This window comes from Flavobacterium pallidum (assembly GCF_003097535.1).
Lineage (GTDB): Bacteria > Bacteroidota > Bacteroidia > Flavobacteriales > Flavobacteriaceae > Flavobacterium > Flavobacterium pallidum.
This window is the reverse complement of record NZ_CP029187.1, coordinates 1,135,349-1,158,757: the sequence shown is the minus strand read 5'-3', so window position 1 is coordinate 1,158,757 and position 23,409 is coordinate 1,135,349. Positions and strand designations below refer to the sequence as shown.

The window sequence follows — 23,409 nt, the reverse complement described above, 5'->3', positions numbered from 1 at the left end:
AAGCAGCATGAACAACGAAAATACCACAACCACTATAGATACCACGTCATTATTCGACCTTTGCCTGCGGCTGATCACAAAGCAGGAAAAGGCCAATGAGGATGTCTTCGCTTCTTTTGAAAAAGAACTGAAGGAGTTCCTTGCTAAAGAAGAAAATGCCGAAATCCGCCTATTCTTCGGATATTCGAATGATATCGGGCAAAGGGCGACTTCCATCTGGATCATGAACAGGCTGATTTCCTATTTCCCTGACGAGGCGCGTACCATTCGCATCATTTATGACATTTATCCCGGGGAAGATGCGGATCCTGACCCATCTGCGCAGAAGCGATTTGCCAGGGCGATGAAGGTTTTAATCCCGAGAATCACTGTGGATGACGTGATTGAGGCCAAAACTTTTGACCTTACCGAAAAGATTACGCTGAAATTTGTTTCCTATGATCCTTCACAGGAAGCGCCTTTCGATCCGCCGCTGCCGGATGACAATTGCCTGTTCGGGATTTCTGGCGGATTCAATGACACTTCAAATCTTACGGAAGCGCTGAAAGTCGACCAGTTGATTGCGCTCGCGCCTTACCAGTTTACGAAAAACAGCGCGTTGAACACGATCTTCACTTCTGAAAAAACCAAAGAAGACGATAAAGACGGCACACTGCTCGGACCAAAATACAATTACAACGGCACCGAAATCGAGAAAGACGAAGAAGGCAAACCGATTACAGGTTATTATGGAGAAAGTTTCACACGCCGTGCCTATTATATGCCGACCCCGGAAAGGGTCGAGGAAGAATGGAAAATATTCGAAGAAGCCTCACCCGAAAAATATGCATTGCTCGAAGAAATCCTCGCCTTAAGGAAAAGCACCGCCGACCCGATTGAAGTCATGCCGCTCAGCTATCGCACCGGAAGGATCGTATGCACCAACAGGGAACTGCTTTTCAACCTGACCAGCGGCCTATTCAAAATGAAAAGGGTCAGGAAAGACAACCACCTCAAAAACACCTGTTCCGTTGTAGTAGTATTTGACGGTCCGGGCTACAGCACAAGTGGAAAACCAAACAAGGATTTTGAAAATTTCGAAAAACTGATCAGCAAAGGATTTGCTTCACTGCCGCGGCTCAACGCGCGCATTGCCTCGCTCAGGCCTTTCTACAAGAGCAATTACAGTGTAGTCAGCACCAACGATCCTGAAGGTACTTTAGAAACAAAGGTCAATGAAGTGGGACCGGACGGAATCGTAATCGTAAATCTTGGGAGTGTCCCGCTTTACGTCGCCAATTATATGGGTACCGCTGCCGCAGATTTGCCGCCCGTTTTTGAGGGTGAAATCAATGCAGGAATGTTCCTGAATTCCGGGAAGGCATTCCTGCACCTGGTGTCAAGCGACCTCGACACTTCCGGCGATGATGATATGGCTGAAGCCGCGATTGATGTCAACCAACTATACCCCACCATTCCGCTCGATGCCCCGGCCTCACCGATTGCCAATAAGTGTCATGCCGATGCGTTGGGAATGTCCATCAATTTCAGCCAATGGAATGCACTGCTGCAAAGCAAAATTCCCGCACCCGACGAAGTAATCGGTAATTTTCTGTATGAAGCCTGCACACCGGATCTCGATGAAGGGGTTTTTGAATATTTTAAGGGGCTTGGCGATTTTTTCCACAAACCGGAAAATGACAAGCTGATGATGGGGCTCATGCCTGCCCTCGCTAAAAAAGAGGAAGGCATGACATTGAAGGATTTGTACGAAAAAGTCAAAGAGGAAGATCCGCTGAAACTCATTCCGGATGTCATCGCCAAAGGCAATATTTTCAACTATTTTTCCGAAATTGTCAAAGACAAGACTTTCGTCATAGACAATCCTGTCGTCACTACCGAAAAAGACGAAGATGATGAGATCACTGAAATAAAGATCACAGGGACTTCGGATTCTTACGGCCTTGAAAAAGAACTTCCGGTAACATTGGTATTTACGTCTGAATTCGACGATTTACACCTCGAATTCAATGGGGACATGATTAATGAACCGATGACGCTTCCCGGTGTCAGTTGGTTTGGTATTTCCGAAGTGAAAGTAGCATCGAAAACCTACAACGCCGATATGCCCGGCACAGGCACAGTGGGCGGGCGGATTTCCGTATTGCCCGACATCGTATTTTCAATGGATTATCCCGTACAGGCAAACACCTGGGTATTCCATGCATTGCTGGAATCGCGCCCGGGATTAAGCACACTCGTGAGGCTTTGCAAAGGCGACGACATCATTTCAAGCCTTCCGCCGCCGATGAAGACTTTCCTCGACCTTGGTGTGGATACTGTCGATGTGTGTTACAATTCAGACACAAAAACACTCGAATACATCAGCCTCTCCATCAGCAGCAGCACGCCGTGGCGGATTTTACCGATGCTGGCGCTGAACAAAATCGGGCTTGAGGCTACTATTGCGCTTCCCGCTTCGGCAGCCAAACGCGAAGTAAACTATTCGATCACCGGAAATTTCCAGATTGGCGAAGAAGGCACGGAAAACGGATTGGTTTCCGTAACCGCATCCATGCCCGGATTACAGATTTCTGGCGGACTTGAATCCGGCAGCGAATTGTACCTCAGGGATTTACTACGTGTGTTTGTGAAAGGCATTGGCACCGACGGTTTTGATTCAAGGTTTACCCAATTTTCATTCCTCGCCGACCCTACGCGCAGCACCTACAACATCAGCGGAACGCTTGAAGCGAACTGGAGCCTGTTTTCGATAGGGACGTATGGCGTGGTACTTAAGGAGGTTTCCGCAAATTTCGAATACCTCAACGCGAACACTACCGGAGGCATTTCCGGAGTGATTGAACTGCAGGCCGCTAAAGAAGGTGTAGATTCTGCCGTGCTCAACGTCAGCGCGGAACATCCTGAGGCTGATGCCGGCTGGCTCTTTAAAGGGGAATTGGCCGACGGCGGACAAATCGATGTACGAAGCCTGCTTGAGAATTTCCTTGGATTCGCGATACTTCCGGACGGCGCGCTAATCACTGTTAATTCACTCAGCGCGAGCTTTAACTCGAAAACAAAAGATTACTCATTCCAGGTCAGTGTGGACTGGGGCAATATTTTCGGCCCCGACATACAAATCAACCTCAGCGATACGACATTGTACATTGAATCAGAAGATGGTACAAGGACGGGTTACATTACCGCCGATGCCAGTTTTGCAGGCGTGAAAATGAAATTCCGTTATGATTTCACTAATGAAACCGGCAAGCAGAACAAAATTACATTCATCATTTTCGATATTAAAAGTACGCTTACCGTGGGCACACCTCCATATGTTTTGGAAGTGTCGCCGCAGAACAAATCGGTGGGGGATATTGCTACTTTCCTTGTCAATGCGGCAGCGCCGGGCTCGGGAATTTCACTCACTGCTCCCTGGGATGTAATGAACAGCATTTCGCTCGACGGATTTAAATTCAAAGTCGATTTTACAGGAAAAACCGTTGGATTTACTTATCCGGTAAATGTCAATCTCGGTTTTGTCGATATCACCAATATCGGGCTGACGTATTCCTTCAGCACCACCGGCCCTTCAAATGTCGCTTCCAAGAAGATAGAAGTCGCATTAGAAGGAAGCTTCCTCGGACAGGCGATGGCGCCACCATGGGACATGCTCAAACCGGACGATGCGCCAAAAGTCCCCGGAAAAGGCAACAAGGAATTCGAACTGCAATTCCTCGGGATCGGGCAACGTGTGGGCATCAACATGGATTCGCCATCGACAGTAAAAGAAGCCGTCGGCAATATGATGAAGGCTTTTAAAACGCCTCCGCAGAAAGAAGGCGTGCTGGTGTTCGACCCGTCGGCAAACTGGCTCGTCGGGACGCGTTTCGTGATTTTGGAAATGGTCAACATCGATGCCGTTTTTTACGATCCGGTTCTGTATGGCCTCGGAATTAATGTTACGGGCGGGAAATTCGAAGGGCTTGAATTTGAGATCCTGTACAAAAAAGTAAACGACAACATCGGCGTATACCAGATTTTACTGGCATTGCCTGCTTATATACGCCAAATGGAATTCGGCGCGTTGTCCATTACGCTGCCGAACGTCGGTGTATGGATTTATACCAATGGCGACTTCAAGCTCGATTTCGGCTTTCCTGCTAATGGCAATTTCGATGGTTCGTTCGGAATCCAGTTCCTGCCGTTTACAGGCGCGGGCGGATTCTATTTCGGGATGCTCAGCACACAGACGGCGCCGCAGCTTCCGTCAGATTATAACCCAAAATGCGGCGATTTCAATCCAGTCATTGTTTTTGGGATCGGTTTGCGTATGGGCATCGGAAAATCCATCAATAAAGGCATACTCAAAGCCGAACTCAGCCTTGCGATCCAAGGCATCATCGAAGGTACGCTTGCGTTCTTCAACGCCTATCCTGCCGCTTCACAACAGCTGTTGACATCCGGGAATGCCGTGGCTTTGAAGGACAGCAATGACCGTACGCTGTATTATTATGTACAGGGACAGATTTCGATTGTCGGAAGGATTTATGGCGAAATCAATTTTGCCATCATCAGCGCGTCACTGGAAATTACGGTGACGCTTTCCGTGCGTGCCGTCATTGAAGCGTATCAGGCAATGCTCGTGAATTTCAGCGCTAACGTTTCCGTATCCTTAAGCGTGAGCATCAACCTTGGCTTATTTTCCATCAGTATCGGTATGTCGTTCAACGCCACGATCAGCGAATCGTTTACGCTTGGCGAATACAATCCGGATTCCCCTTGGAACTGCAGCCGACAGTTATACAGCCGCAGGCCGCAATTGCTCTCGCTTACTGAAGACAGGCCATGCCCTGAAGTACCGGTAAAAATGAACTGGCAGCCGGTATACACCAATGAAGGAGCACCTCCAAAACCGATCGAATTGTATTTTGCCACGCAATTCACAGTCACATCGGATGCGAATCTCCAAACCCATAATTCAACGAAAAACCCGCGTGGTGTGGCGATGTTGTATATCCGCAGCAGCGCTTCCGCAGAAAACGACATTCCTCCATTTACCGTGTTGTCTCGCGGCATCCTGACCTGGGTACTGAATGCGTTTTATAATAAAGACGTGAGTCATCCGACTGAAAAAGACGTGCTTGATACTACAATTTTGCTCACCGACCTGCAGGATATTTACTGCTACCTGTCACAGGATACTTTTGACGGTGCGGCAGAACCATTTACATATGAGCAGCTGATTGGATTCCTGTCGAATTACTTTAAATTCTCAGTGGCATTGCCTCCTGAAGCTACGACTGGCGGTGATACTGTACAGACAGGCATTTTCCCGATGTTCCCGTTGTTATCATTGGTAACGCCTAAAGGGATTACAGACTTCGGCAATAACGCTTCCATCCAGTTCACCGTGGATGAACTGACGCAAATCAAGAACTATTTCCGCCAGCTTGCGGGACGCAGCAACACCCAAATGCTTTCCGGGAATGAAGACCCAACGACGCAATCGCTGGCGCACTACATTTTCCTGGATTATTTCAGGATGATTGCCAAAGCGGCTGTCCAGGATGCCATCGACAAGATGAACGCACTGCCGCATGAAGTTTCCGCTAAAATGGATCTCGCCGGACTGGTAGGCATCTATCCGGAATCGGGCATCAGTATTGGGGAACTGGCATTTGCAAACCGCCTTCGCGAAATCAATCCGGGAACAAAACTTCGGGTGAACGGGGCGAAACATATCGTCCGGAAAGGCGATACGCATGAAAAAATTGCAAGACAATACGGATTCAACGACAGGAATTTACTGCAGTCTTTTTCGGCAAATAAGCTCATACAAGGAAAAGCGCTTGAGCTTCCGGTATTTTTACACAAGGCACAAAAACGTGACAGCTTACGCAATGTCGCCAGCCAATATGGCCTGGATGTGAAGGAATTTGCTTTGGAAAACCACAATGTAAAAGGACTGTTCGTTCCCGGAAAACGCATATTATTTCCATTCGTAGACAAAATCAACGCCGGGCAATTGCTTGACCTGATGGTGGAACAAAAAGTTTTTGATAATATCTCCGGGCTGTCTGCAAGAGTAATGCTGCAGGGTTTGCGCCCGTTGTCACCGGCCGATTCTGTTTTCAAAGGGCTTCCGACGGCATTCTACAACCTCTCCTTACAGCAGTTCGATGCAACAGGAATGAGCGAAAACAGCGTCATCGCTTTAAGAATTACCGACGAAAATCCTTTGGAATGGCTGACACTGGACAACGGCGTCAATATAAATTTCCCTGTAACTATCGAGGTGGTTAAATTTATAACCGACTTAAGTACGGCTTCATTTGCACCGTCACTCACAGGCCCTTCGGCATTGCCGCTGGCGAGGCTGCGCCCGAAAAACTTTACTCTGGCCACGCAAATCGCCTGGGACAAACCAGATGCTGGACAAAGTGATGCGGTAAGTCCTTCAATATGGCCATTATCTGCAGAACTCATCCAGCTGCTGCAATCGGGCAAACAGCCGCTGCCGTCACTGTCATTGTTTGTGCAGGTGCAGGAAACTGAAAATTCCACGCCACCGCCGGTTCCAATTCCTGATCCGGTGTGGGGTATGAAACTTGACGTACGATTGAGCCGCGTTCCCGGCGCAGATAAAACCATGTACCAACTCATCGGGGTTGGGCAGGCAGACAGTTCTTTATTAGAAAATCTGCTGACGTATCATGCGTTGATTGGCGGCGATGTTATTAATGGTATTTCGGTGCTCTATGCACCGGAACCGGCAAAGACAGGACAAACGGAACCGCCGACCGGATTGGTTTCGGATGCTGCAGACGAAGTGTCGCTGTTTATTGCACAGGCAAATCTTTCTACAGTATCGCATCCGCCATCGTTGCTTTTCAAGGCGCAAAACAAACTTGCCCATAAAGGATTAGTAGGTCAAACCGAAATCGAATTCCTGAAATTATTATGGGAATGCAGCATTACGGGCACTGGAGGATTCTTCCTTTACTACGCCGCTTCTGATGGAAAAACACTGCCTGACTTCCTGTTCAATGACAATCCTGTGGCATCGGTAACAATATTGGTTTCGCTGAATGTGCCAAATGGCATTCCGGGATTTGTAAATACTGCGGTATTAAATCAAACCATCGATACGGCACATGAAGTCCTTTTTGCGCAGGCAAGCTTTGAGCACACTAAAGGTTATACGATGTCGGCTGATGAAACTTTACATTCGCTGACGGAAAAGTTCCATATCAATATCAACAGGATAGCCAAAAAGAATCCGGGACTTCAACTGACACATCTGCAAAACCTGCGGATTCCAGCCCATGGTTACAGGCTCAAAAAAGAAGATTCATTAGGATCTATTGCCAAACACCACGGCATCAGTGTTAAAGAGCTGATGAACATGAACCTACAGAATTCCTCCTGGAAACCAGCTCATGGAACGGTTATTACACTGCCCGCAACGCAATTCACATACCACAAACCTTATGCGCTTAAATCGCTGGCAAGGCTTTTCAAAACAACTAAGGAAGCAATACTCCATGCCAACCGGCATGTTCCCGGATTGATCGTTTCGCCGCTGACCTTCGATAACAGTATCGAGGAGAAAATATCGATTGCTCCTGCAGGAAGCACAGGGTTTACGATGGACAGGCAGGATCCGTCACTGGTTACGGACCCGAATCAAAAGCAATTGCTCGAGCTCTACAACCTGCTTGAATATAAGATTGCCAACCAGGGCATTTTCAAGGGCAGTAACCCGGCGATCCCCGCGGGCCCTTCGGATGATGAAATGCCGAAACTACACGGTATCGACAGGCCTTTCGGGCCGCCAGCGCTGAATGCAGACGATTGGAAATATAAATCCATTTTCCCGGTATATCCTTTTGTGAAAACGGTTGCGGTCGTCATCGACGAAAGCCTTCCGAACCCGGCAGACAACCCATATCTTGCGATTTACGGGCTGGTACAGCAGGAAGTGACGATTTCATTTTCATGGAACGATATTTTCGGAAATACGCTTAACGCAGATGCGGATCCGAGCGCAACATGGCCTGATTTATCCATTCCTTTAGGCTATACTGATGCCATTATCGGACTCGCGCAATGGCGCAATATGCTGCCGGGATATACGGTATCTTCAGACGGCGGCACACCGTCCCTGAACATTAATTTCAGATTTCTTGCAGACCGTTATACAGGTATTGCTGATGCTGATGCGAGGATGAAGAATGCCAAAACGGACATGGGATTATACCAATCGATTTACTTCCAATTGGTACAGGATGATGCTAAAATCGCCGTGGCCACGACGATGGATGCACCGATACTGAAAGCTACGTTCACAGAAGATCCTAAAACAACGCTGCTGAATTATGTCGGGTCAATTTACAGTTTCCTTCGCCAGGTTGCGGATGGCGGAACCGATATTCCCGCGCCTGCAGATATTCAAATCAGCTGGGCGATTGCCGATTTAAATCCGGCGAATGTTTTCTTGTTTACGGTTTCGCTTACGATAACGCGCGAATTGGATCTGGTGTCGGATGAATTTAAGGATGAACTCAATTGCAGCACCGTCACGAGCATCATTAAGCCCGATCTCGAGGAAAAACAAAAATCCGATTTGCTCCTGGAAGTAAAAAAACCACTGTCATTGGCAGAATTTGCAACCGATTTCCAAAAAGCCTTCCCACAACTTAAAGTGTTGACAGGACCACCGGCGAACAGCAAATCCGACGATGAAATCTGGATTGCACGTTTCAGCAAATCCGAAAACGGCATCTGGATGGGCTTTACCAATCCGGGAACGCCAAATTATTATGCCGTAAAACCATTGTCGGTAAACCTGCTTTCGAATCCATCGCTACCGATTTACAGGTATACGACGGGACAATTCATCGGCAGTTCCCCGACAGCACCGAAGGCTTTCAACAGCATCGACATCGAATTGCAGGGAGCTGCATTCCTGGCGGCCGTAGATCTTTTCCTTTCGGCCAAATATGTCGTAAATGCCTGGCTGGCTGAAGTGGATGCCGTGGCACCGGGAATTGATCCGTGTTCTACAGATTCGCCATACAACACCATCATCAATGCGAAAAGGGATCTTGCAGCTGCCATAGCATCGCATTTAGGTCCGGTGTTCAAGGATGAAGTAAGCAATACGTCTTTGGCGGAAGCCAAAAAATCACTGGAACAGGAATTACTGGTACAGCTTTCCAATGCGTATTCAATCAACACTGTAGTACAATTTGATGCCTGCGTACAGGGCAATACCGGAAAACCCGCGAACCTCTACGGAAAACCCGTCGATTCGAACGAAGGCGGCAGCAGCAATGTCCCTTACGCTTTAAGCACTTCGAAAATTGCCATACCGACAACTTTGGAAAATTCATGTATGCAACAGGATTCGGGCAACCAGAACCTGACATTCATGTTCAGTGCGACCAATCCGGATGTCAACCCTTATATGGATTTGTCTTTGGATTACATCATCAGTGCGATGGAAGTCAATATTTCAGAGGTGCCAGGCATTGATAAATATACCGCTTCGGACTGGCTGAGTTTTGTATTGCCGTTTAAAGTAACCGACCTGTCGACTTCTTTAGGAAACCTGTCCGTGCCGGTGCCTTTAAGGGCTTATCCAACGCCACCATCTGTTTTGTCGCAGGAAGCCATTTCAGAAAAAGACCAATTGCTGAAATCACCCGTAAGGACACCATTGAAAGATACTGAAGACCTGGCCCGGGCCAAAGAATGGACCTATTCCTATACCTATGATTACCGCGGTGCAGGACAGGACACGATTGACTCCAGGGTGGTCACCAATACCGTGAAGAACCAGATGTTTTTTGCAAAAGAAGGAAGCGACCCGGATTTGTTTACCGCATTAATGCAGTTTTCCAGTGCCTATCCGGCAATCCAGGCCGACCTGAACCAATTCCTGCTCAGGAAAGGCGACCAGCATAATGCATTGACGGCATTGCAATCATTGGCATGGCTGATTTGCCGTGTGGCGAAAGCCTGGAAAACGTGGGGCAATGATTCGATGATGTATGCACGCGGTCTGGGCGGCAGCAATACTTATGACTTCAGGATCAGGCAGGAGGAGTTTAAACGCCCTGGTGCTCCTGCCGACGAACTGCCATGCCTGATGGTCATCGTGTCATCGGATAATGCAGGCGTATCATTCCCGATCATTAATATTGACGGCTATAAAGCGACTGATCCAGGGATTAATGCCATCGGAAGCAAATCCTACATTTATGTTGACGAAGACGGCCAGTTCCTATCGTATGAAAAAGGCTTGAGCATTACCAAAAAGACGATTTTGCTGTCGCAGCCTTTCGATATCATGCAGGAAGAAAATGCGATCGGCGGCATTTCAATTATCAGGAACCTGGATCTTGGCGGTAACAGGGAAGTCTCGGATGATTTCATTTACAGAACGCCGCTGATCAGCATCATCAATCCTTCGAATCCGTTATTGCATCCTGCGATTGACATCAATGTGGCAGAATTCTCGGATGGAAATAACCCGATGAATGTATTTATTTCCAATTTCATGAAGCAGTTGTTCGATAAGATTGATGATGGACAGCTACGCAGGATTACTTTTGGCGCTTCATACAGTTATGAGCTTGTCGCCAGGAATTCAGATCCAAACCACGCGATGAGGGTAAATGTTCCCGTGATGCTCACAACGGCTTATGACTTCCGGATTTCTTCGGATTACAACACCGATGATGACCAATCGTTTGTATACAAAGTCGCTGAAAACCTGACGGGATGGTTCAAAATGTTCGAGCCCAATAAAGAAGACGGGCAGTTCGACTTTAAAGTATCGGTATATTCGTCTTTAACGGATTCGAACCTTCCGGTATTGACATTGGATATGCTTTACTTAAAGATTAATGTGATCACGGATTTATAGTTTGCAGTCTCAGTCTCAGCAGGCAGTAACGAAACTGTTTACTGAGACTGCCTACTGCAGGCTAAAAAAACTATTCCATTTTTTAGCGACATTTGCCCAGCTTTGCTCTTTTGCCCAGGCTTTGGCTTTAAGGATTAATTCCTGTTTCTTTTCAGGATTGTTCTGGATGGCGATAATTTTGTCGACGATGCGTGTGTGGTAATCAGGATCAGAAGGTGATTCCGAAATGAGGATCCCCCTGTCGCCAACGGTGGTTTCCAAAGCACCGACAGCCGTACAGATGCAAAGCGCGCCTGCCATCTGAGCTTCTAAAGCGGTGATGCAATAGGTTTCCGTAAATTGTGTCGGATAGAGCCAGATGTCGCTTTTCAGGAAAGCTTTCGCCAAATCCTTTTGGCCGACTTTACCATGATAAAAAACACCTTCCTGCTGCATGCCGGATTTTATCTTTTCATACAGGGTTTTTTGTGCAGGGTTTGATGAATACTGAAGCGACTTTTCAAAATTTTCAAAGCCGTAATAAATATGCAGCGTCGCATCCGGAAGCACTTTCCTGATTTTCGGGAACAAATCAAGCACCACATCAAGCGATCGGTCAGGGCTTGAGGAATAGATGAAACGGTTTTTCTCTTTGACTACGCTGCCGCCGAAATTCGAAATGTCGATGCCGTTCTGAGTGACGATCATGTTGCTGTCGTCAATGCCATGCGTCTTTTGGAAGAAACTCTTATGCCAGTTGCTTAAGCAGAAAATCCCGTCGAATTCCTTTTGATATTTCCTGACCAGATCGCCATCGCCGAAGTTGGTGCCTTTTGCCCAGACATCGTGTACCCAAAAATATTTCTTTACCGCCCTGATTTTATGCTGCATCACATCAATATGCCTTGACAGGATAAAAACATCCATATAATGCATATCGATAAAGCGGTTGAAGCATGAAAGGTCCTGATATTCCACACCGTCGAAATGGCCTTCCAGATTCACGCAGTGGCAAAACACCACAACGCGGTAACCCAGCAGCGAAAACTCCTTTGCCATTTTTGCTGCAGCAGTTTCAGAGCCTCCGATGCCTTCTTTTGCAATTGTTTCCGCATTCCATGGTTCAAACGAAAATCCGGTGTAGATTACCAATAGCGGTGCGGCGTACTTTGCAGCAATCACTTTCTGCGTCTCCCCCATCCTGCCCGGCTCAGCGCGGTATTTATCGGTACTGGTCCCTCCGAAGTGAAACACAAAACTTTCCTCATTTACTACAGATTGCAGTCCCATCTTTTTAGCGCGGTGGCACAAATCGACATCTTCGCTGCCGTTATTGAACTGCTCGTCTAAAAGCCCGATGCTTTCAATGACTTTCCTGGTCGTTATCGTGCAATAAAAGGCCACCCAGGCGACTAAAACGGTTTTCCTTTCAAAAGGCGGTACATAAGTCTGGATTGATTCCGGGCGGATGCTGATGTCCGGGTTTTGCTTTTCAGCAACCTTTAAACCGATAAGCGCGTTATTGTGGTGAAGCAGTTTAATCCCGTTTACTTCCATTTGGTGGTGATGCAAAATCCCGTATTCACAATTGGAAAGCGGGTTGCAGAAACCAACGTTTGGATCGGACAACGACTTTTTCATCGGTTCGGCCCAGCCATCGGAAACAATCACGTCATCGTTCATGATGCAGATGTATGGCGCCGAAGTATGCTTAATGCCAAGGTTGATCGATTGGGAAAAATTGAGGTTGTCCGCAGCGATCATCTTCACGCATTTATCGTGCATTTCATTATAAATGCCGTTGTTGATTACAGTGATATGAAACGGGCTTTGCGTACAGGCAATCACGCTTTCCACACACACTTTCAGGTGCCCGGGATTGTAGATCGTCGGGATGATGATGTCGATGGCTTTTGAATTGTATGCTTCCGGAACAAGGATGCGTGCGAGTTTCAGCGCCATATTTTCTGGACGGAAGCGGAGGACACTTTGCCTTCCCGCCGTTCCGGTTTTCTTTCGCAATGACGGATCCTTAAGCAACCGCATAGTATTTTCCCAATCGGGAATATTTTCAGCAATAAAACCGTTTTCGCCGTGGCGGATGATTTTCTGGTAGGCGTGCAACGGCGATGCAATCACCGGTAATCCCAAAGCCATGTAAGCACTGACCTTATTATTGGATTTGCACGGCTGCTTTTCCGCATCGATTGGCGCAATGGCGATATCGCATTGCAGCAATTGCTGTTGCCAACCGGATTCTGACCATTCTAAATCTGCTTTTTCACCCTTGCTGATGATGACAAGTTCATAACCGCAGGCTTCGATGAGGGGCCGCAAGGCTTCGGGATGATGGAGATTGTCGGGCATACCGACCCAGCCGACTTTCAGCAAACCGTCATTTTCATAATCTTTTTTGAAGGTGTTTTCATTTTCAATCGCATCTTCAACCACTTCGACATGCTGATTGTATGCCGAAATTTTTTCTGCCAGTTTATCCGAACAGCAAATCACCGTATCGGCAAGTTCCAGCATCGGGAGGTAAAACGGGAACTCACTTTGGTAATCAAACAAATCTTCCGCAACATCGAAAACAACCTTTTTGCCCAATGTCTTATAATGTTTCATCAGGTTGTAATCGGTTTCATTAATGGCCCGGAAGAATGCCAGCATCTGGTAATCAGCCACACCGAAATCAGACAAATCATGGATCAGATCTGAAGAAAATCCGGTCTTCCTTAATGCTTTATTGATGTTGTAAGCGCGGATGCGGTATGTTGGGAAGTTGACATCCGGAAGCGGATTTCCTGCAATCCAGCCTATTTTCTGCAACGTCACTTTTGGTTTTGTCAAATGCATTTCAATACTTGGCGTGGCGTGAATGTCTTTCGAATCCACAAATTCCGTTTCAAAACCCGTTCTTGAAATCATTTGAATCCATTCCTGTTTTGAAAAACCTGACTTCTTCGAAAGGTTTGGATGCAAAGAATCGTCATCGTTCTGGAAACCGTAAAGGATATGGCGATACCAATTTTTTTCGGCTGTGGTTTTGCTGCCGGAAAATTTTTCGGCGCAGGCGTTCAAATCATGCTCCCGGATTCTGAGTGTTCCGCCCGGTGACAGCACCCGGAACCATTCCGCCAAAATGGTTTCCGTTTTTGCAATCGGCAGGTACGACAGATAATATTCCTCATTGATTTCAGACACCGTATTGTCTTTAAAAAGCAGCCTTTCCGGGTCGATTACAAAATCCACATGCTCATTTGCAGTGTGGCTGCAATTCAGGTATTTTTCTTTGCGAAATACGCCGTTGCAGAAATGCAGCGCTTTTGTTGGAAAGGAATCCAGCAACTTATTGGCCATATTGCTGAAATACGTCCGGTTGTACAGCAAGCCTGAATCATCGGGTTTTACCGACAGCGCCAACTCATTGTAATGTGACGCTTTTGCATAGTCTTTCAGTGCATCATAGCAAAACATCAGTTGCGTATATGGGAACAGTCCGTAATATTTATTATTGACCGGGCTCATCACATCGGGCAATGGCTGCACGCATTTTTCAAACCAGAAAACCGCCTCCTCATACGACTTTTCTTCAAATGCCATCTGGCCCAAAATAAAATACGCTTCTGCCCAGCGCGAATCTGTTTTTACCGCCTGTTTCGCATGATGAGAAGCCAGGCTTTTGTTTAAAGTAGCTTCTTTTCCTGTGGTGCTCAAAGCAAGATGGCATTGCGCCAACTTGATCTGTGCCGAAATGTGGTCCTCAATCCATCCGGTGTTGATGCCGAGCGCTATTTTAAAAGACTGGATCGCTTTTTCAAACTGCCCGTTTTCCTGATATTCTTTCCCCAGGTAATACTGCATGCGGGCATCATGGGCATACTCCGGAAGCCGGATTGCCTTTTCGAGAATGCTCAGGTTGCGGTGGCGGTCGTGCTCCATGCCGTTGCTGGTGCGCTGGTGGGTAATGATGATGTCGGTATGTATTTTGGCAAACGCCTGTTTGCAGTCGATGACTTCGTGGATGGAATATTTCCATCGGTAATTATTCTCTCTTTTCACGATGCGCTCGCGGTCGAGGATGCAGTTCGAATTCCCGTGAGCATCCTGTGCATAATCGTATTTCAGGTAATATACGTCGGCGGTTAGGTTTTGCTTGAGCGATTGCAGTTTCGCGGCTTCTTCCGGTTTGATGACATCATCTGCGTCAATCCATAAAATGTAATCCTTTGTCGCTTTTTCAAATGAAAAATTACGCGCCGCAGCAAAGTCGTCACACCATTTGAAATCAAATAATTTTACCCCGAATTTTTCACAAATCGCTTTGGTATTGTCGACCGAGCCGGTATCTACTACGATGATTTCATCAGCAATGGGCAAAATCGATGACAGGCACCTTTCGATAACTTCTTCTTCATCTTTCACGATCAGGCACACGCTGAGTTTTTTCATTGGTTGGGTTTAGGGACTTACCTTTCAAATATAGGCCTTAATCCTAAAACAAGATTGCGTATAAATACCTATTTTCAATCAACACAATTACCGTACTTTTCCGTTGTAATTCCATTCTCATGATGTCTCATTGCGACATACTCGCCATCGGCTGGGCCGAAAACAATTCCGGTTTCAGCCGTGTCTTTAACAGCATTTTTAAAAGGATCTGTGATGATTTCCGCATAGTCCATTTCGGCATCAATTATCGCGGGGAAAAACTCGTACGCAGTTGGATTGTCGAACCAAATACCGTCCGCGGTGACATATTCGGCGAAGAGCAACTCGAAAGATTGATCCTCAAATACCGCCCTAAGGTGGTGTTCATCTGCCATGATTACTGGCTTTACCAAACACATCGGGAAATACTTAAGAAATACGGAATTCCCACAATTCATTACTGCCCTGTCGATTTTATGCTTGAAGATGACCACCGCGTGAAAACCTTTGCCGGGATTGACAAAGTGGTTTTTTACAACCAATCCGGCCTGGACACTTTCTGGAAAGAATTGGCGTACAATGCCGTTGACGAATCCGGTTTTAATATCGAAATCATTCCCCATGGTGTCGATACCGGTGTTTTTTATCCGTTGCCGGCGACCAGGGCTGAAATACGGGAAAAGCTTTTTCCTGACAGGCCGGAACTCCGTGATGCCTTTATTATCCTGAACGCCAACAAAAACATGGACCGCAAGCGCATCGACCTTACCATGGCGGCTTTTGCCAGATTCCTGGAAACCAATCCTGCAAATGCCTGGCTGTACCTGCACATGAGCGCGATTGATTTGGGTTCTGACCTCCGACGGCAGATCAAGGCGCTTGGCATCGATGGGCATGTGCTTTTTACCGGCAATTTTGAGGAAAAACCGGCAGTCAGCGATGCCACGCTGAACCTGATCTACAACGCCTGTGATGTAGGGGTAAATACCTGCCAGGGCGAAGGCTGGGGACTGGTCGCATTTGAACACGCAGCTACCGGAAAATGCCAGATCGTACCTGATCATACTGCCTGCCGGGAATTATGGCATGGTATCGCAATAACAGTGCCGGTTGACGAAACATATGTCGTAGATGTCGAATCGCTTGCAGGGATTTTTTCTGATTTGTTTACGGATTCTGATTTGCTCAGCGAAAAAAGCAATGCCTGTTTTCAATGCAGCCGTGATAACGCGCTTTCATGGGACGTTATCGCTGATCAGTGGAGAAACCTCTTTTCCGGATATTGCAAGCCAGGAAAACAGGCTTAAGCAAGCCAAGTATTTTTACTTTTTTTTTAGGATTTCTACGCATTTTTAAAATGGGGTGTTTATGCTTATTCACAATTTGCTGATCCTTGGTAGTTTAGCCATGTTAAGCCTATTGCTTAACGAAAAATAATAAATCCTACAGATTATGGAAAGCACCATTGAAAACATCAATTTTAAGTCGCCTGTCGACCTAACCGAGAGTTCAGAGCCTGTTTATTTATCACAGTCCAACGCCGTAGGTCAGGGTGTCGACGTATTCGGGAGGGTAAATCCCGATTCCTTCATTATGCCGCTAATGGATCCGTTGAAATCAGGATTGCATAAGTTCACCTTTTTAGGCAAGGATTTCGTCATTCCGAAATATGTTACCGCCATCGAGAATCCCATGGCCTATTTTCAGGGTTCGACCTGCAACACGCGGGAAGAATTCCAGAACAGCATTGCCGTAAATGCTTCGGCAAAGGCAGGTTACGGGCTCTTCAGCGGGGAAATGAAAGCCGCTTTCGACAGGCAATACAAATCGAGTGCCGAATATGCTTACACGTACAGCAATTTCTATTCTACATTGGGCCTTCTGGAAATGGGCGAATCGGCAGGTTACCTGCGCAACACGTTCCAGGCCAGCGTCGATGCACTGCCCGATACCGTAAACGAAGGAAACCTGAATGCCTTTGTCGATTTCTTCCGTGACTATGGCATTTATTATACCGACAAAGTGGAAATGGGCGGCAGCCTTGAATTTTATGTTTCAGTCAAGAAAACCAGCCAGCTTACCGATATCCAGATTTCGGCCATGATGAAAGCCCAGTATAAAGGCCTGTTCACTAATGGGAGCATTGAAACTGGTGTTGAAGGCACCCTTGCCTGGAAGAATTACACCGCCAATTCTGAATATCACATCGTGGCCACGGGTGGAAATTCTGCTTTGGCAGGGGCCCTTGCAGGCATTGATCCTATGAATCCATCAGGTGATACTGTAAAACTTTACAATGCATGGCTCGAGTCTGTCAATAAACACCCTGCGCTTACCAACCTCAGGCTCAAGGGTATCTGGATGCTGTGCGGCAATAAAAAAGATGTCGTCAATGCAGCCTGGGAACTTTATGGCCCTACAATACACCCGAAAATCACGATTGAGAACGAGTCACGCACCTCGGCATGGCCGCCGCCGGCAGCCAGGACACCGATCATTACGCTGAACGGCGACCAGATCAAGCCTAAAACCGGAGCGATTTCCCCTGTAGGTTATCAGGCAACGATCCTTTCGAATGACGGAAAAACGCCGCACATCCTTTATGATAAATATTTTTGCCTGAATCCAAGTGAGCGGATATGGAATGAAAACTGGAAACTGCTCTACAAGCAAATGATCACAGAACTCCAGATGAGCGAATTTTATGCAAAGGACAATATCCTGCTGCTGACCTCGTTCGGGATGGGCAACAACCTTTGCCCCACACGTGAAGGATACGAATTCCTGAAACTGAATGGTGCCGGCAAACAGGTCGAGTTTTGGGAAGCACATTGCAGCCCCGGCAGCGTAGGTGGCGGCATAAACATCTGGGTTACTTTCCCACTGAATTACATGCTGGCAAGCAACCTGCGCAACGGCCCGAATACAGGCGTGGAAATGCTGCAATTTTCCCAGGACAATTTTTCGGCTATTACGAGCCAGACGACCTTATATTTGTTTAAGGATTCGTTTTCCGGGAAATACACCATCGCAAACTAGAATCTAAATCTCCGGCTACGAAAAAACCTTCCATTACGGGAGGTTTTTTTATTTGCGCGTAGTGGAAAATTGTCCATCTCTTTGCATACTTTGTCCATTTTAAACCAGAATGCGTTGCCGCAACTTTGTACTGTCAATAAGACATCACTTAAAAATTAAAAATTATGACACGTATTACAGCTTTAAATCCTGATGAAACTACCGGAAAAACAAAAGAATTATTCAACGCCGTAAATGCCAAACTGGGCGTTATCCCAAACATGATGCGCACCATGGGAAACGCACCTGCGCTTCTTGAAGGCTACCTCAGCCTGAGTGGTATCTTAGGAAAAGGGAAACTCGGCGGAAAAACCGGGGAACTTCTTGCGCTGGCCATCGCTGAAAGCAATTCCTGCGATTATTGCCTTTCTGCTCACACCTTTATCGGGACCAATCTCGTGAAACTTGACAGTGAGACCATCACAAATGCCCGTCATGGCGCCTCGTCAAATGAAAAAACAGCCGCCATCCTTACCTTTGCAAAAACCCTTGTCAATAAAGGCGGGCTTGTAAATGATGCTGATGTCGCGGCCGTAAAATCGGCCCAGGTTTCTGATGAGGAAATTTCAGAAATCGTAGGGCATGTCGCCTTGAACATCCTGACCAATTATTTCAACAACACCGCCAATACGACGATTGATTTCCCGGTCGTACATACGTTCGCTGCCGCAGAAAATTAATCTGCCATCTTTTTACAAATGCCGGAACTTTGTTTTCGGCATTTTTGCTATTATTACAATTCCAAAACCAGAAAACGACTTCCGATGGAACAACCACTGACCTTGATCAATTCCCAGAACGGGAATCTTGCCTTTAAGATTTTCTCGTTTGAAAACAACTGCGCTTTCGACCATCTGCAGCGGCACAATTACTATTCACTGATCTGGATAAAGCAAGGGAGCGGCATGGTGCGGGCTGATTTCGCCGAATATGATTTTGAAGCGAATTCGCTTTTTGCCTTTTCGCCTTACCAGCCTTTCCTTTTTAACGTAAAAGAAAATTTTTCGGGAGTCATAATCCAGTTCCATCCTGATTTTTACTGCATCCACATGCACCAGAAAGAAGTCGCGTGCAATGGCGTGCTTTTCAACAACATCTATGACCCGCCGATGACGGTTATTAATACCGAAGCCGAGACCATTTTTAACATGTTGCTGCTGCAGATGAAGAACGAGATGGCCAATCCGGCGCTCGCACAATACGAATCGCTTGTCGCTTACCTGAAAATATTCCTGATTACGGCATCACGGCTGAAGACGGAGCAACAGCCCAAAGCTGCCGAAGCGGTATCAGACCTGAAGGAGCCTTTTATCCTGCAAACCCTGAAGGATAGCATTGAAAGTAATTTCAGGACGAAAAAATCACCGGCCGATTATGCTGACGCATTAAAAATGAACGCAAAGGCTTTGGCACGAATTACGAAAATCCATTTCAACAAGACCATTTCAGAATTGATTGCTGAACGCATCATCATTGAGGCCAAGCGCGAATTGTACCTTACCAACAAGGCCGTCAAGGAAATCGCCTATGAACTCGGATACCATGACGAATATTATTTCAGCCGGTTTTTCAAGACCAATGCCGATGTTTCTCCGCAATTGTACCGGGAAACGGTAGGATTTGGTAAAGCGGAAATCATGCAATAGGAAATCCATGATATCATAAAATACTGTTAATTGGCATGTTTTGTCGGCCAACTGACATTTGCTTTGCATCCATCGGCGTAAATTTGCCGTAAATAAGGGTTATGAAAACGAAAAACATTTTACTGTCTTTGATGTCGCTGTTATGCTTAACAGCCTGCGGACAAAAGAAAACCGAACCGGTAAAAACGCCTAACGTGATTTCCAAGCCGGACCCGAGCGATAGCGAGCAGGTGAAACAAAACCCATATTATTCCAATACTGACACTACAAAACTAAACCTCAGCGATGCCGAATGGAAAAAAATACTTCCGGCAGACGTATATGAAGTTTCGCGCCACGCCGATACCGAAAGGCCGTTCACCGGTAAATACTGGAACACCGACGAAAAAGGCACTTATTATTGCGCTGCCTGCGGGAACAAACTGTTCCGTTCGACGGCCAAATTTTCAAGCGAATGCGGCTGGCCGAGTTTTTTCGAACAGGACAATAAGAAAAGTGTGGTATATAAAAATGATAATTCACTTGGCATGGAGCGCATCGAGGCCTTATGCGGCAGGTGCGGCGGGCATTTGGGGCATCTTTTTGACGATGGGCCGGAGCCTACGGGGAAGCGGTATTGTATGAATTCGGTGGTGTTGGATTTTATTCCGGATAAGAAATAGCGGGCAGTGATCCGCTGGCAGTTTCCCGCATTTAAAAAAATTGCCTATCTTTAAGTTACAAACACCACAACCATGAAAGACGACTTTAAGCCGGTTTTAGAAGCATTGATCAAAGAAGGTTTCCATCAATTGCCTGATAAGAATCCGGGCAGCGGGAAACCGTTTGATTTTAAGATTACACCGTATTCGCTGAATACTAAACTCAGTTTCAAGTTTGAGAACCTGGAGCATTTTATTGAATTCCTGAAACTTTCGAACATCCAGTCTGAAGAAAAGATTTTGCTGTTGAACAATACTTTTATAGAATTGGGATTGGATGCAAATCAATTCTTTTATGTCAATTTTTATGAAAAAGGGAAGGATTTGGAGATGTAGCCATCCGGAGCAATGGCACTCTTGTTTGCAGGTATAAATACCTGTTTTACATCACAATTATTTCAAAAAAAATACTTCTTACAATAAATTTTATTTATTTGTAACAATTTGAAGGGAAACCCAACTAATCCTTTTGCGTATTAATTTTTTTACAATAAATAAAAACAACCGTATGATAAACACAAGAAAAGTTCCGTTGCTGATGGCTGCGGGATTGCTTGCACTGGCTTCGTGCAAATCCGATAAAGAAGAAGCCAAAGGATCCGGAGTCCTCGTAAAAAACATGGACAAATCCGTTAAGCCCGGCGATAATTTCGACGCTTACGTAAACGGCGCCTGGGTGAAAGCAAATAAAATCCCGGCAGACAAATCTTCTTATGGCGTGTTCGACATCCTGAACGACAAAGCACAGGAAGACGTGAAAGCCATTATCGAAGAATCTGCGAAAGGAAATTTTGCCGATGGTTCAAATGAACAGAAAGTAGGTGACCTCTATGATTCCTATACCGACATGAAAACACGTGACGCCAAAGGAATCAAACCTATCCTTTCGGAACTCGCTAAAGTGGATGCGATTAAAACCTACGATGACCTTGCCGCTTATTTCGGACAGGCCAACCGCACGAACGGTGCTTCTCCCGTTGCTGTTGGCGTCACAGAAGATTTCAAAGATCCAACTAAATACACGCTTTACGCATGGCAAAGCGGCATTTCGCTACCGGAAAGGGAATATTACCTTGCGCAGGATGCCAAATCAAAAACGATCCGTGACAAATATGTGGCGCACATCGCCAAAATGTTCCAGCTTGCAGGCCTCGCTAATGGCGAAAAAAATGCCGCCGCCATCCTTGCACTCGAAACCCAGATCGCTACGCAGCATGTAAAGAAAGAGCTGACGCGCGACATGTCGCTGATGTACAATAAAACCGAAATCACGGATTTTAAAAAATACATGCCGACTTTCAACATGCCGTTGATGTTGCAGAACGCCGGCATCAAAAACGAAAAAACCATCCTGGCCTGCCAGCCCGCTTTCCTGAAAGGACTGGATAAAATCATTGCCAATACCCCGCTCGACACCTGGAAAATCTACCTGAAATGGAACGTGATTGACAGTGCGGCCGGTACGTTGACTTCCGCATTTGACCAACAAAATTTCGAGTTTTACGGAAAAGTACTTTCCGGTACAGAAGCACAGGAGCCAATGTGGCGTCGTGGCGTACAGGTAGTTAACGGAAGCCTTGGCGAAGTCATCGGAGAGATTTATGTGAAGAAGCATTTTTCTGCGGAAGCGAAAGAAAGAATGTCTGAAATGGTGAAAAACCTACTCGCAGCATACAAGGAAAGCATCACCAACCTCGACTGGATGACACCTGAAACCAAGAAAGAGGCACTTGACAAACTTTCAAAATTCACTCCTAAAATCGGCTATCCTGACCAATGGCGTGATTATTCTGCGCTGAAAATCGTAAAAGGAGACCTTTACGGCAACATGGAAAGGGCCACTGCTTTTGAATACAATCGTCAGCTGGACAAATTGGGTAAGCCGGTAGACCGTAAGGAATGGGGCATGACGCCGCAAACCATCAACGCCTACTACAACCCGAGCATGAACGAAATCGTATTCCCAGCCGCCATCCTGCAACCGCCTTTCTTTGATATGACTAAAGATGATGCAGTAAATTACGGCAGTATCGGAGCGGTGATCGGGCACGAAATCGGGCACGGATTTGACGATCAGGGAAGTACTTTTGATGGTACCGGAACGATGAGGAATTGGTGGACCGAGAAAGACCAGGCGGCATTTAAGGCCAGGACCGGCGCGTTGGTATCACAATACAATGAGTTCAAAGTATTCCCGGACCTGAACGTAAACGGTGCGTTTACCTTAGGAGAGAATATTGGCGATCTTGGCGGTATCACAATCGCTTTGAAAGCTTACAAGAAAAGCCTGAACGGCAAAGAAGCGCCTGTAATGGACGGATTTACCGGCTTGCAGCGTTTCTTCATCGGTTATGCGCAATCATGGCTTGAAAAATCAAGGGAAGAGGCTTTGAGGAATCTCGTGGCTTCAAACCCACACTCGCCACCGCATTTCCGAGTAAACGGTATCGTGCGCAACATCCCGGAATTCTATGAGGCGTTTAATGTAAAGCCGACTGACTCGCTTTATTTGGCTCCGGAGAAAAGGGTGAAGATTTGGTAAGAGTTGCTGAGTGGCAAAGTAGCACAGTTACAAAGTTGCCAATCGCTTCCTATAATATAAACCAGCTTTCGGGCTGGTTTTTTTATTTTATTATGGCGCGCCCTGCGGGCCGGG

9 protein-coding genes are annotated in these 23,409 nt (G+C 46.5%); 8 read left to right on the top strand and 1 reads right to left on the bottom strand.

All coding sequences use genetic code 11. The features are described 5' to 3' along the window. Window positions 1-7 precede the first annotated feature (7 nt). On the top strand, window positions 8-10,918 hold the full coding sequence (locus HYN49_RS04655) for a LysM peptidoglycan-binding domain-containing protein (protein ID WP_108903035.1): 10,911 nt from the start codon (window positions 8-10) through the stop codon (window positions 10,916-10,918). Window positions 10,919-10,969: 51 nt separating this feature from the next. On the opposite strand, the gene HYN49_RS04650 is transcribed toward HYN49_RS04655, so the two are convergent. Then, window positions 10,970-15,349, bottom strand: coding sequence for a glycosyltransferase (locus HYN49_RS04650; protein WP_108903034.1), 4,380 nt, complete (start codon window positions 15,347-15,349; stop codon window positions 10,970-10,972). A gap of 119 nt (window positions 15,350-15,468) precedes the next feature. Here HYN49_RS04650 and HYN49_RS04645 point away from each other — a divergent pair, with 119 nt between their 5' ends. The 7 genes from HYN49_RS04645 (at window position 15,469) to HYN49_RS04615 (ending at window position 23,295) form a co-directional block, all read left to right on the top strand. Continuing rightward, complete coding sequence (locus HYN49_RS04645) at window positions 15,469-16,635, top strand: glycosyltransferase family 4 protein (protein WP_108903033.1); 1,167 nt, start codon at window positions 15,469-15,471, stop codon at window positions 16,633-16,635. Between the two features lie 145 nt (window positions 16,636-16,780). Next, window positions 16,781-18,367: an MAC/perforin domain-containing protein gene (locus tag HYN49_RS04640; protein ID WP_108903032.1), complete on the top strand. Its 1,587-nt coding sequence runs from the start codon at window positions 16,781-16,783 to the stop codon at window positions 18,365-18,367. A 164-nt stretch (window positions 18,368-18,531) separates the two neighbouring features. Next, entirely contained in the window at window positions 18,532-19,086 is a 555-nt protein-coding gene (locus HYN49_RS04635; protein ID WP_108903031.1) for a carboxymuconolactone decarboxylase family protein, read from the top strand. 84 nt (window positions 19,087-19,170) lie between these two features. Continuing rightward, complete coding sequence (locus tag HYN49_RS04630) at window positions 19,171-20,052, top strand: helix-turn-helix domain-containing protein (protein WP_108904955.1); 882 nt, start codon at window positions 19,171-19,173, stop codon at window positions 20,050-20,052. 101 nt (window positions 20,053-20,153) lie between these two features. After that, window positions 20,154-20,714 (top strand): peptide-methionine (R)-S-oxide reductase MsrB, encoded by a 561-nt coding sequence (msrB, locus tag HYN49_RS04625; protein WP_108903030.1) that lies wholly within the window; start codon window positions 20,154-20,156, stop codon window positions 20,712-20,714. Between the two features lie 72 nt (window positions 20,715-20,786). After that, entirely contained in the window at window positions 20,787-21,089 is a 303-nt protein-coding gene (locus tag HYN49_RS04620) for a hypothetical protein (protein ID WP_108903029.1), read from the top strand. Between the two features lie 172 nt (window positions 21,090-21,261). Then, window positions 21,262-23,295 (top strand): M13 family metallopeptidase, encoded by a 2,034-nt coding sequence (locus HYN49_RS04615; protein WP_108903028.1) that lies wholly within the window; start codon window positions 21,262-21,264, stop codon window positions 23,293-23,295. Window positions 23,296-23,409 lie beyond the last annotated feature (114 nt).